The 13,305-nt window shown below is 42.3% G+C and carries 9 protein-coding genes and 1 riboswitch; of the genes, 7 read left to right on the top strand and 2 right to left on the bottom strand.

Translation table 11 applies throughout. The features are described from left to right. Position 1 precedes the first annotated feature (1 nt). The gene (locus tag ACOQOA_RS05725) at positions 2-670 is read right to left on the bottom strand and encodes a TetR/AcrR family transcriptional regulator (protein ID WP_420547688.1); all 669 of its coding nucleotides are present in this window, start codon (positions 668-670) and stop codon (positions 2-4) included. Positions 671-1,155: 485 nt separating this feature from the next. On the opposite strand from ACOQOA_RS05725, the gene ACOQOA_RS05720 reads away from it, so the two are divergent. The 7 genes from ACOQOA_RS05720 to ACOQOA_RS05690 all read left to right on the top strand — a co-directional run bounded on the left by ACOQOA_RS05720 (position 1,156) and on the right by ACOQOA_RS05690 (position 9,649). Further along, entirely contained in the window at positions 1,156-3,120 is a 1,965-nt protein-coding gene (locus ACOQOA_RS05720; protein WP_420547687.1) for an AMP-dependent synthetase/ligase, read from the top strand. Between the two features lie 20 nt (positions 3,121-3,140). Further along, the gene (locus ACOQOA_RS05715; RefSeq protein ID WP_155154322.1) at positions 3,141-3,938 is read left to right on the top strand and encodes an ABC transporter ATP-binding protein; all 798 of its coding nucleotides are present in this window, start codon (positions 3,141-3,143) and stop codon (positions 3,936-3,938) included. Positions 3,939-3,950: 12 nt separating this feature from the next. Beyond that, positions 3,951-4,886, top strand: coding sequence for a branched-chain amino acid ABC transporter permease (locus ACOQOA_RS05710; protein ID WP_420547686.1), 936 nt, complete (start codon positions 3,951-3,953; stop codon positions 4,884-4,886). A 6-nt stretch (positions 4,887-4,892) separates the two neighbouring features. Further along, a complete protein-coding gene (locus ACOQOA_RS05705; RefSeq protein WP_155154318.1) occupies positions 4,893-5,969 on the top strand; it encodes a branched-chain amino acid ABC transporter permease in 1,077 nt (358 codons plus the stop codon). Between the two features lie 141 nt (positions 5,970-6,110). Continuing rightward, positions 6,111-7,412 carry an ABC transporter substrate-binding protein gene (locus tag ACOQOA_RS05700; RefSeq protein WP_420547685.1) on the top strand — a complete coding sequence of 434 codons (1,302 nt, stop codon included), beginning with the start codon at positions 6,111-6,113 and terminating at the stop codon, positions 7,410-7,412. A gap of 101 nt (positions 7,413-7,513) precedes the next feature. Continuing rightward, positions 7,514-8,314 carry an ABC transporter ATP-binding protein gene (locus ACOQOA_RS05695; protein WP_420547684.1) on the top strand — a complete coding sequence of 267 codons (801 nt, stop codon included), beginning with the start codon at positions 7,514-7,516 and terminating at the stop codon, positions 8,312-8,314. A 96-nt stretch (positions 8,315-8,410) separates the two neighbouring features. Further along, positions 8,411-9,649, top strand: a complete 1,239-nt coding sequence (locus ACOQOA_RS05690; protein WP_420547683.1) for a phenylacetate--CoA ligase family protein — start codon at positions 8,411-8,413, stop codon at positions 9,647-9,649. Between the two features lie 71 nt (positions 9,650-9,720). Here the strand turns inward: ACOQOA_RS05690 and ACOQOA_RS05685 are convergent, their stop codons facing one another. After that, on the bottom strand, positions 9,721-12,567 hold the full coding sequence (locus ACOQOA_RS05685) for a bifunctional diguanylate cyclase/phosphodiesterase (protein ID WP_420547682.1): 2,847 nt from the start codon (positions 12,565-12,567) through the stop codon (positions 9,721-9,723). 608 nt (positions 12,568-13,175) lie between these two features. Further along, positions 13,176-13,284, top strand: a riboswitch (TPP riboswitch). Positions 13,285-13,305 lie beyond the last annotated feature (21 nt).

The following is a 13,305-nucleotide window of genomic DNA, read 5'->3' as shown; positions in this document are numbered from 1 at the left end:
CCTAATCCTCATCTTTTTGCATCGGTGGCTGCAATAAAAAATCTAAAACTTTATGATGAATGCGATCTAATATGTCATCGTCACGATCGAAACTAAAAATACCTTGGCACATCAGATAGGAATAAATCAAAAAGGCACGTGCTTCTTTCTCAATTCCTGTGTGGCCGCGAGGTTCCAGAAGGCTTTCAACAAAATCCACACGTGTTCGGTCTACATTTACAACCGCGCTCATAGCTTCGTTATCTGTGCGTGCCCAGCTACGCATGGCCAATTCCATGGACCCACCTCTTTGATAAGATCCTTTTTGCCGTGGGACGATGTTTAAAAGGTTTAAAAGCTGTGCGTCTGTGTCGCCGCCCATTGTTTCCACACGGGCAATAACAAATTGTTCTTTCCATTTTTCAAGGACGGCTTCTAGTAATTCTGTTCGATCTTTAAAATGCCAATAGAAACTTCCTTTAGTGACTCCAAGTCTTTTCGCCAAAGTTTCTACATGAATTGAGGTGACGCCACTTTCTACCAAAGTACGGAAAGCTGCTTCGATCCATTCCTGCCTGCCAAGCTTAGGTGCACGCTTGGTTGTAGCTGTTTTACTGCGCGTTTTTTTTGCCGATGATTTTTTAGAAATCGATTTTTTGCGAGCAGTTTTTTTAGAGTTATTTTCTATCAAAATTCATTTTCCATACGGTTGCGTATTGACACCCTTATTGTGCATAAGTTATTACCGTACGCAAGCGTATGGTGCAACTAATATCAAAAAATAATAAAAAGTCGGAAATTTTGTAATATTTTCTTGGCGTAAGTTTAATAAGGTTGTAGCATTTGTGAAGAATAAAATAGGGTGGCCTATTTGCGTGGACCACACTATAGGGAGGCATAGCCTGCAAATCAAAAAGATCTGAACAATCAGACAGTTATTTGTAGGTGAAAGTAGATTGCGTTTAATAAAAAGGTTCGTTTTTAAAAGATAAATTTATCAAAAAACGGCGTGGTGGGGACAAAATAATACTTGGTTTACCCCGTGGGAAAATCCCTTCAAAAATGAGGGGATAAGTGCGCCCAAAAGGCCCTTTTTAAAGAATCTGTAGCTACTTCAAGCCTATCGCTTCCTGAATTTGGATTTGACCAATTGAACAGAGAGGCATGCGGAGAAGTATGACTGAGACGAATAAGCTCGATACATTTCCAAAGTTGCTGCGGCATAACGCGGAGATACGTGCTAAGCGCCCGGCTATCCGTGAAAAAGACCACGGTATTTGGCAAAGTTGGACTTGGGCCGAAGTATATGAAGAAGTAAAAGCTTATGCAGCTGGACTTGATAAACTAGGGCTTAAAGCAGGGGACCATATCGGTATCGTAGGTTCTAACCGTCCACGTCTTTATTGGACGATGGCAGCAGCCCAATTTCTTGGCGCAATTCCGGTTCCAGTATATGCAGATGGTGTGGCAGAAGAACTTCAATATATTTTGGATAATGCTGAAGTAACTTTTGTCGTGACAGAAGATCAGGAACAGACCGACAAGATCCTTTCTGTGCAAGAAAATGTACCGACTTTAAAACAAATTATCTTTGATGATCCGCGCGGGCTTCGTGATTATAACGAAGAAAATTTGCATGATTATGTGAACGTCGTTGATGCAGGTAAGCAGGTTGTGAAAAAGGATTTGGCTTGGGCGGATCGAATGATCGATGCGACCAAGGCTGAAAAAGCTTCCATCATGCTTTATACATCCGGTACGACAGGTAAGCCAAAAGGGGTTGTGTTAAGTCATAACAATATTCTGATTACTGCGCGTAATGCGGTTGATCTTGAAGGCCTTAATGAAACTGATGAAGTTCTGGCATATTTACCTATGGCATGGGTGGGGGATCATATTTTCTCTTATGCCCAATCTTTGGTCGCTGGCTTTTGTGTGTCCTGTCCCGAAAGCACGGATACTGTATTGAATGATTTGTGGGAGTTGGGGCCTACCTATTACTTTGCACCTCCTCGTATTTTCGAAAGCACATTGACCACGGTGATGATCCGTATGGAAGATGCGTCCAAAATCAAACGTAAGATGTTCCATTATTTTATGGATCATGCACGTAAGACAGGCGTTGATATTCTTGATGGTAAGCCAGTTGGCCTGATGGATCGTATTAAATATGCGATAGGTAATACTTTGGTATATGCACCATTGAAAAATGCGTTGGGTTTAAGCCGGATTCGCCTTGGCTATACTGCGGGTGAAGCAATTGGTCCTGAGATTTTTGAATTTTATCGTTCCTTAGGCATCAACCTAAAACAGCTTTATGGTATGACGGAAGCATCCGTATTTGTTGCGATCCAGCCAAATGGTGAAATTAAAGCAGATACTGTCGGTGTGCCTGCACCAGATGTGGAAGTGAAAGTAGAAGACAATGGCGAGATTATGTATCGCGGTCCAGGTACTTTCATGGAATATTATAAAAATCCTGAATCTACTGCAGAAACCAAACAAGCTGATGGCTGGGTTCATACAGGTGATGCTGGGTTCTTTGACGAGGATGGTCATATTAAGATTATCGATCGTGCGAAGGATGTCGGTAAACTTAATGACGGTACCATGATGGCGCCGAAATATATTGAAAATAAACTTAAATTCTTCCCGAATATTAAAGAGGCTGTGGCCTTTGGTCATGACCGTGATTATTGCGCGGCCTTCATTAACTTTGACTTGGAAGCTGTCGGTAACTGGGCGGAACGTAACAACATTGCTTACGCTTCCTATCAAGAACTGGCCGCGCATCCTGAAGTTTATAAGATCATGAAGGAACATGTGGAAGCCGTGAACCGTTCTTTATCAACTGAAGAACGTGTTGCTGGTTCCCAAATCAAACGCTTCTTGGTGCTGCATAAAGCGCTGGATGCGGATGATGGCGAATTGACGCGTACCTCAAAAGTGCGTCGTAAATTTGTGGCAGAACGTTATGAGCCACTTATCGATGCCTTATATTCAGACAAAACATCTTGTCATATTGAGACTGAAGTAACCTATGAGGATGGACGTAAAGGGTCGATCTCAGCGGATGTTCAGATCATGGATGCGGATACATTCCCTTTTAATGCAACTGCCATGGCTGCAGCCGCAGAATAAGAAGGGGTGAAAGAGTAAAAATGACAGAAACAAATACAAATAGCCGTATTGGTGAAGAGCTACTTTCTGTAAATAACATCGATCTAAGTTTCGGTGGTGTAAAAGCCCTTACAGATATCAGTTTCAACATCAATAAAGGTGAAATTCGTTCTATTATTGGCCCCAATGGCGCTGGCAAATCTTCTATGTTGAATGTGATTAACGGCTTTTATCAGCCACAAGTTGGTCATGTTCGCTTTAAAGGCAAAGATTACACACCTATGCGTCCGGCGTTAGCGGCCAAAAGTGGTATTGCACGTACTTTCCAGAATATCGCTTTGTTTAAAGGTATGTCCACCTTGGACAATATCATGACAGGTCGTTATCTGAAGATGCATTCAAGCTTTATCGAACAGGCACTTTATATTGGCCGTGCGAAGCGTGAAGAGTTGGAACATCGTGAAAAGGTAGAAGAAATCATCGACTTCCTTGAAATCGAAGCCATTCGTAAAACACCAGTTGGGCGCCTACCATATGGGTTGCAAAAACGGGTAGAGTTAGCACGTGCTTTGGCGATGGAGCCAGAATTGCTACTTCTTGATGAGCCGATGGCAGGGATGAACCTTGAAGAAAAAGAGGACATGTCCCGTTACATTATTGATGTGAATGAGCAGTTTGGAACCACCATTGCCCTGATTGAACATGATATGGGGGTCGTGATGGATTTATCAGACCGCGTGGTTGTTTTGGACTATGGTCGTAAATTGGCAGATGGCAGCCCTGATGAGGTAAGCAGTAATCAAGACGTGATTGATGCTTATCTTGGCGTGTCTCACTAAGGAGTAGGTATTATGGAATTTTTGTATTCGATCTTTGTTACTCCCTTCGTTGAGATGTGGACAGCACCGGAATTCTTGGCAGAGGTGATCCTTGGTGGTCTCATGTCTGGCATTATGTACTCGCTTGTCGCACTTGGTTTCGTATTGATCTTTAAAGCATCGGGGGTTTTCAATTTTGCTCAAGGCGTGATGGTTTTATTTGCTGCTTTGAATTTTGTTGGATTGATTGATGCTGGCTTGCCGATTGTGGTGGCCTTGATTGCAACCATTTTAATTATGGTAGCCTTGGCATTTGCGATTGAACGTGTTGTCCTTCGAAATCTTGTGAACCAGGAACATATCATTCTCTTTATGGCAACCATCGGTATTGCTTATTTCCTTGAAGGTTTAGGGGAAATGATTTGGGGCGGTGATGTACGTCCGTTGAATATCGGTTTGCCAGATGATGTCTGGTTTGTAGGTGATATTTTGATCCAACAATCCGAAGTATTTGCAGCTGCAGTCGCCGGGTCTTTAGTGATCGCATTAAGCTTGTTCTTCCAATATACGCGTACTGGACGTGCCTTGCGTGCGGTGGCAGATGATCATCAGGCCGCATTGTCTGTTGGTATCCCATTGAACCATATCTGGATTGTCGTTTGGGCCGTTGCGGGTTTGGTTGCACTGGTTGCTGGTATTATGTGGGGATCAAAGTTAGGGGTTCAATTCTCTCTCTCTACAATTGCATTGAAAGCTTTACCTGTTCTGATCCTTGGCGGTTTCACATCCATTCCGGGTGCTATTATCGGTGGGTTGATCATTGGTGCAGGTGAAAAAGTTGCGGAAGTATTTTGGGGTGCTGCCTATGGTGGCGCGATTGAGGAATGGTTTGCTTATGTATTGGCACTGATCTTCCTTTTCTTCCGTCCACAAGGCCTGTTTGGCGAAAAGATTATCGAAAGGGTTTAATGAACCATGTTTTATCGTGAAGCAGGTGATTTTAAGACAAGTTATGCGGCTGATCAGAGCATTCTGTCTATCAAACTTGACCGTTATTTCGTTATTGGCTTAATCGCCTTTGGTGTCATCGTTGTCCCGATGATTGGAAATGATTACTGGTTAGGGTCTTTGTTGATCCCGGTATTGGTTCTTTCCATTGCTGCATTGGGGCTGAACATTCTAACAGGTTATGCAGGACAATTGTCTCTTGGAACAGGTGCCTTTATGGCAACTGGGGCCTATATGGCTTATAAGGTTGCAACAAACCTTGCGTTTCTAGGGGCCCCTGTCGCTATCATTATTGGTGGTTTAAGTGCGGCTTTCGCAGGTGTTTTATTTGGTTTGCCAAGTTTGCGCATTAAAGGCTTCTATTTGGCTGTGACCACATTGGCCGCGCAATTCTTCTTACTTTGGTTATTTACACATGTAGATTGGTTTGTGAACTATTCCATCTCTGGTGTACCTTCGATCCCACCAATGGAATTCTTTGGCGTGTTGATCTCTGGTGCGGAAGCAACAACCGAAGCGCGTTATTTATTTGTACTAGGTTTTGCTATCATTCTAGGTCTCGCAGCACGTAACTTGGCACGTTGTAAAATGGGCCGTGGTTGGATGGCGATCCGTGATATGGATATTGCGGCTGAAATCATTGGTATTGATCCGCTAAAAGCAAAGTTAAGTGCATTTGCGATTTCCAGCTTCTACTGTGGTGTTGCCGGTGCATTATGGGCTTTCTGCTTTATTAACACCGTAGAGCCTGGTGCCTACGATATTAACCGTTCGTTCCAGATCTTGTTTATGGTGATTATTGGTGGATTGGGTAGTATTCTTGGATCTTTCTTGGGCGCAGCCTTTATCGTGTTGTTGCCGATTTTCTTGAATAATGCACCACAATGGATTGGGTTAAACTTAACGTCAGATGTGATTTCCCATATGGAGATCATGATCTTTGGCGCGTTAATCGTATTCTTCCTAATTGTTGAACCGCATGGTCTTGCGCGTTTGTGGCAGATCGCAAAGGAAAAATTACGCAGATGGCCTTTCCCTTATTAAGGGGGAGGTCACCTGATAAAAATTGGGTTAGAATGACCCAGCAATTCAATTGATCTGAGGATCGTCTTTTTAAGAAGTAACCTTGGACATGAAGTAAACTTAGAACTTGAACAATAAGAATGTAACTGGAGGCTATAAATTATGAAATTAAAAGCTCTTGGTATGTTGGCTGGTGCAGCGGCTATGAGTATCGCGTCTTTCGCGGCGAATGCAGCTGAACTGAATGTCCCATCCTTGGTATATCGTACAGGTCCTTACGCATCTGGCGGTATTCCTTTAGCAGATGGTTTTGCTGACTATTTCACCATGATCAACGAACGCGATGGCGGCATTGGCGGCTTGAAAGTTAAAGTTGAAGAATGCGAAACAGGCTACAAAACAGACCGTGGTGTAGAATGTTATGATCGTACAAAAGAAGGCGCTTTGGTATATGGTCCATATTCCACAGGTATCGCTTATGCGTTGATTGAGAAAATGACAGCGGATAAGATTCCTTTATTAACAATGGGCTATGGTCGTACAACTGCGGCTGATGGTACTGTATTCCCATATGTCTTTAACTTCCCATCTACATATTGGAACCAAGCAACAGCGATCTTCAACTTCATGGGCGGTGAGCTCGGTGGTATGGATCAGCTAAAAGGCAAACGTGTTGCGTATATCTATCTTGACCATCCATATGGTAAGGAACCAATTCCAACCTTGGACAAATTGGTAGAAAAATACGGCTTCACTTATGACAAATATCCAGTAGCGCCAGCTTCCATGACAGAACAGAAATCTATCTGGTTGCAAATTCGCAAAACAAAACCTGATTACATTGTAATGTGGGGTTGGGGCGCGATGCGTGAAACAGCTGTTAAAGAAGCAACAAATATCCGTTACGATATGAGCAAATTTATCGGTAACTGGTGGTCTGCTGGTGAAGAAGTTGCTGCACCAACAGGTAAACGTGCCAAAGGATATCGCGCTGCGACCTTTAACGGTGTTGGCATGGATTACCCGTTATATGATGACATGAAGAAATATGTTTATGACGCAGGTAAAGCATCTGGTGATGGCTCCAAAGCTGGTACAGTATTGTATAACCGTGCTGTTGTGAATGCGGCATATATTCATGAGACAATCAAATTGGCTCAGGAAATGTCTGGTAAAGCGGATATTTCTGGTGAAGACATGCAAAAAGCGATGGAGCAATTAGATCTAGACGCTGCGGATGTCGATGCTATGGGTATGACGGGCCTATTGCCGCCAGTAAAAGTAACTTGTGCTAACCATGAAGGTCAGAACCCTGCTGTTTTGATCCAAGAATGGACAGGTTCCGAATATAAAATCGTTACAGATTGGATCCCAGCTGACACAGCGATGACTCGTCCATTGATTGAGTCTGATGCTGCTGCTTATGCAAAAGAGCAAGGTATTTCACCTCGCAGCTGTAGCTAATCACATTCGGCACATGATTGACCCTTCCCCTGTAGGGTCAATCATACCGAAATACTAGACTGAAGATTGCCAAATTGGCAAAACGACTAAAGGAGAGATCAATGACAACCCCTCTATTGCAGGTGAATAATATCGAAGTCATTTATGATCATGTAATTCTGGTTTTGAAGGGGGTCTCTCTGGAAGTCCCTAAGGGTAAGATTGTTGCCCTGCTTGGTGCTAACGGTGCCGGTAAATCAACAACATTGAAATCTATTTCAAATCTTCTACGTGCTGAACGCGGGGATGTTACCAAGGGTAGTATCGAGTTGAATGGTCAAGTTGTTCATGACAAAACTGCAAATGACTTGGTGAAATCCGGTGTGGTTCAAGTGATGGAAGGCCGACATTGTTTTGAACATTTAACTGTTGAAGAAAATTTGCTTTCTGGTGCTTATACCCGTGGAAACGGGGCTGAGATCAAACGTGATCTTCAAATGGTTTATGACTATTTTCCGCGTCTTTGGGAACGCCGTAAATCGCAAGCTGGTTATACATCTGGCGGCGAACAGCAAATGGTTGCTATTGGTCGTGCAATGATGGCGAAGCCAGAACTGATTTTATTAGATGAACCATCTATGGGGTTGGCGCCACAATTGGTAGAGCAAATCTTTGCGATTGTTAAAAAGCTAAATGAAGATGAAGGCGTGACCTTCTTATTAGCAGAGCAAAATACCAATGTGGCTCTACGTTATGCCCATTATGGATATATCCTTGAAGGTGGTCGCGTGGTTATGGATGGTGAAGCCGAAGAGCTTCGTAATAACGAAGACGTAAAAGAATTCTATCTCGGTATGGCGAAGGAAGGTCGAAAGAACTTCCGTGAAGTGAAACATTATAAACGCCGTAAACGTTGGTTATAAATTGTGCAAACTTTGGGAGGCTTCGGCCTCCTATTTTGTCTCTGTGTTTGATGGTTTAATATCTATTGTTTTTAAATTTGGGGTTAAAGTTAAGATATGACTGATTTTTTTGATGCTTTGGAAACACGTGATGAAGCTACACGCGAAGCAGATCAACTTGCTTTATTGAAAAAGCAACTCGCCCATGCAAAAGCGAATTCTGCGCATTATGCCAAGGCGCTGGCGGATGTTGATGTCGATAGCGTTGATAGTTTGTCGGATTTGGCTTCACTACCTTTAACTCGTAAGTCAGATCTACTTCAGGCCCAGCAAGATAATCCGCCTTTCGGTGGTTTGAATGCAACGGCCACAAGCGATTTGCTGCGCGTCTTTATGTCACCAGGCCCGATTGCTGACCCGGAAGGGCACACGGATGATTGGTGGCGAATGGGACGTGCTGCGTATGCAGCAGGTTTGCGCAAAGGGGATATCGTCTTAAATTGTTTTTCTTATCATCACACCCCTGCGGGCCATATGTTTGAAACTGCGGCTAAGGCAGTTGGATGTGCTGTGTATCCAGGCGGGGTTGGGCAAACGGATGCTCAAGTCGCAGCTATTCAACATTTTGGTATTTCCGCTTATGTCGGAACACCTGACTTCTTAAAAGTCATTTTAGATAAGGCCGTTGAATTAGGGGCGGATGTATCTTCTCTTAAGAAAGCCTTGGTATCTGGCGGACCGCTTTTCCCTTCTATGCGTGAAGAATATGAAGCGCGTGGTATTGAGGTCGTTCAATGTTTTGGTACTGCGGATCTAGGTTTGGTATCATATGAAACATCAGCCAAAGAAGGCATGGTCGTTGATGAGAATGTAATCCTTGAAATCGTGCGCCCGGGTACGGGAGAACCTGTTACTGATGGGGAAGTCGGTGAAATTATTGTTACCATGCTCACCAATACAGATTATCCGCTAATCCGTTTCGGGACCGGGGATATGTCTGCAGTCATGGATGGGAGTTGCCCTACTGGGCGTACCAATAAACGTATTAAAGGATGGATGGGGCGCGCCGATCAACGTACCAAAGTAAAAGGTATGTTTGTAGATCCTGCCCAAGTGAATAGGGTGGTGAAAGCGCATGATGAAGTTGAAAAAATGCGCCTTGAAATAACATTGGTAGATAATGCGGACGTGATGACTGTGAAGGTAGAAACGTCAAAGGCATCAGATCAACTAAAAGCAGCTTTGGAAGATGCTGTTCGTACAGAAATTAAATTGCGTGGTGTGATCGAGTTCGCAGAAATTGGAAGCTTACCAAATGATGGTAAAGTAATTGATGATCAACGAAGTTATGAATAACAATTCTGTCATTTAAAACTGAAAGAAAAAGCCGCTTAATGCGGCTTTTTTGCTTTTATAAGCCGCAAAATTTACATGTTTTTCCTGAATAGAGGCGCGAGTTTTGGTTTGGTATATTCAAAATTATTTTCTGCATTTTCGATGATTTGTGTAACAGACATTGGTTTGCCAAACAGGTAACCTTGTCCAATATGACATCCCATATTGACCAAAAGATCACGTTGCCCTTCGGTTTCTATTCCTTCGGCCGTGACTTCATATCCAATCGTTTCTGCCATACTTAAAACGGCACAGGTAATGGCGAATTTATTGTCGTCAATTTCTAGACCTTCAACAAAATTTCGATCAATTTTGATGCCATCCCATTTTGTCACTGTCAGTTGGTTAAGAGAGGCATAGCCTGTTCCGAAATCATCAACCAATACTCTAAAGCCTGCCTCTGACAGAACTGATAAATAATGGTCTATATTCATATGTTCTGCCACCATTGCCGTTTCGGTTAATTCTAATGCAATACTGCTGCGTTGTATGTCATGTTCCTTACATTTTGAAATTAAAAAATCGCAGAATTCAGGTTGGCATAATTGTATCGGAGATAAGTTAATATTCATTCGAATATGAGCGAGTTTATCAATTTGTTTTATCTTTTGCATGTCGGACAATATATGATCAATTCCCCAAGCGCCGATCTCAGAAATCAAACCTATTTGTTCAGCCATTGGAATGAATTGATCCGGGGATACTTGGCCAAATGTGGGGTTGAACCAACGTAAAAGTGCTTCTGTGGCAATCAATTTACCGGATTTCATATTAATAACCGGTTGGTAAACCATATCCAATTCATTTGCAGTTACGGCTTTGCGTAATGCATTTTGAAGTTTTAATTGTTCATCTGCCTCAAGATGAAAATCATCGCTATAGATAATACTTTGATTACGACCAGCTTTCTTTGCCTGATACATGGCAAGATCCGCATTGCGCATTAATTGGGCAGGGTCTTTAACGTCATTACCATGGGCCAAAGCTATGCCGACACTACCAGAAGTAAGAAATGGACGTTCCTTTGTTTCAAATGGTCTGGCGAGTTGTTTTAGAATACGTTCTGAGATTTCATGAATTTGCTCTGATGTTTTAATGTTATTAAACAGAATCGCAAATTCATCTCCGCCAAGGCGGGCTATTGAGGCAGATTCCCGAATTGCATTTCGTAATCGTTCCGCAACTTCTTGAATGACCATATCGCCTACATCATGCCCCTGTGTGTCGTTGATCATCTTGAAATGATCAAGATCGATAAAGAGTAACGCAAAGGCCCAATCTTTAAATCTCTGTGCTTTTTCAAATCTGTTTTCCAACATTTCATTAAAAGCACGTCGGTTCAGGCAATTGGTGAGTGGATCTAGATAGGCAAAGTCATTCAGCTTTGCTTCGGTAAGTTTACGATTGGTAATATCGACAACGGTCCCCTCAATCATAACATCTGTATCTTCGGTTACATATGTTGCATTGACTGACAAGAAGAGATGGCTACCCTCATGGTTAGTAGCTCTACATTCCATATTCACCAAATTTTTGTCTCGTAATAGAACGGACTGTAACTTGCGTCGATCGGTTGCATGAAGCAGGCGGTTAAAGTTTACTGCTTGTGACTTAAAGTCATCTATATCTTTGAAACCAAATATCTCCGCAAAGGACGGATTGGCATTTAAGATATCTCCATTCGCTCCCATTGCGAAAATACCTTCTACAGCATTTTCAAAGATACGCTGGTATCTTACTTCTGCGCGGTTTTGTTCTGTTGTTGCTTTCTCCCGCCGTATGATTTCATCTTGTAGCATCTGATTGCTAAGTTTTAGATCCTTGGTGCGGTTTTGAATTTGCGTTTCAATACGACGTGTTCGGATTAAACTAGTGATGAGGTAGCTGGTTAAAAGGACAGTTGCAGTTAACCCAATTAAAAGTACGACAGATGCTAAAAAATCTCGCCCAGATAGGCCCTTTGCTTCTGTTCTTTGGAAAGCAAAAGTAATATGGTTTTGTGCAAAATCTAAGACGGTTTGCCACATTACGTCTTCACGCAAGTGCATTCTTTCAACAGGATGCGTTGCGAAGGTTTGCATATAAATACCTTGATCAATAGTTACCTGAAAACCAAACCCGGTATCCGAATTGAGTGAAGGTGGTGTTAATAGATCATTTGTTAAGACTGCAACGGATGCAAATCCGACAAGTTTTTGCCGTCTTTCTTGAATACTGGGATGATTTGAAAGAGCAACATATATAGGCATATGTAACCAAAAGCCGTACTCTGCTGTATCGCTGATCGTCAGTGGTTTGATATCGGACATCATTAAATGTCCTTCATCAATAGCGATGTTTAATTCCCTATCTTTTTTGGCTTGGGCAAATAAATCAAGTCCTTGGATATGTCCGCTATGATGAACCGGTTCTACATAAACGATCGGCGCATATTTAAACCTAACTGCTGCAGATGGATTATAGTCTTCTCCAGGGTCACGAATATCAAAGTCAAATAGACCTGTTTCCCGAACCTGCTTAACAAATGAGCTACGATCTGAATGTTTTACAACGGGTGACCATGCAACGGCTTGTATTCCTAGTTCATATAAATCTTCAGGATTGTTGAAGCGTGCAAAGTCCTTACGGGACAAATTGGGAGCCATTTGGATCAAGCGATCAATGGACTCAATAAAGCTTTCGGCTGTATGAAATCTTTTCTCTACAGTTTTTAGATAAAATTCTGCATCTCGAATAAATGAAGATCGATCTTCCTTGATAATTTGTTTCTGGATGCTTTGATAGGCGATAATAGAGACCAGAAACCCGCATGAAACGACAAGAAATATTGAGAAAGATATCAATTTATTATTGCGTATAATTTGCAAAATGTCTTTCATATCAATACTTTTTAACAAGTTCATCATCTCTGGTGAATAAGATACATCTCAACTTTCTGTAATGCGAGTGATTATTATTAACCTGTGTTCTTGTCAAGAAACAATGGGAAATATGCCATGAAATTGCCTTAATTAAGGCCTTGGAAAGACATGTTTCGATACCAATATCATAGTCATTGAGATTTCCCCTCTCATAAGAGGTTCTTATTCCCCTCAGCGGAACCTCACCCTGAAAAGAGTTTGATTCGATCCATACAAACTCTTGTGATCCTAAAGATCACCTATATGCAATCAAGGCCGTTGGTTTTCATACCAGCGGCCTTTCTTTTTGTAGAATTCGCATAAATCTGAATGCCTTGAAATTGCCTTATTTCAACTCTTGGAAAAACAGATAGGACTTCCAATATCTAGTTTATTGAGACTTCCCCTCTCATAAGAGGTTCTTATCCCCCTCAGCAGAACCTCGCTCCTGAAGAAGAGTTTGATATTGATCCATTTGTCAAACTCACCACGATCAACCAAAGATCGTATTTGACGGCTACTGGTCCCCCTTACCGGTAGCCGTTTTTATTTGTTGAAAAAAAAAATAAGAAAGATTATTATCCAGATGTATCTCAACGGGGTGCCTTGGTGCAAAGGCTGAGAGGTGTCAAAGGATGCTGACCCGTAGAACCTGATCTGGTTAAGACCGGCGTAGGGATTGAGTCAGCAAAAATACATATTTCATGTCCAGTCTGA

This window comes from Curvivirga sp. (genome assembly GCF_965219885.1).
Classification (GTDB): domain Bacteria; phylum Pseudomonadota; class Alphaproteobacteria; order UBA8366; family Aestuariispiraceae; genus Curvivirga.
The sequence above is the reverse complement of the archived record's forward strand: the minus strand, read 5'-3'. Positions and strand labels throughout refer to the sequence as shown.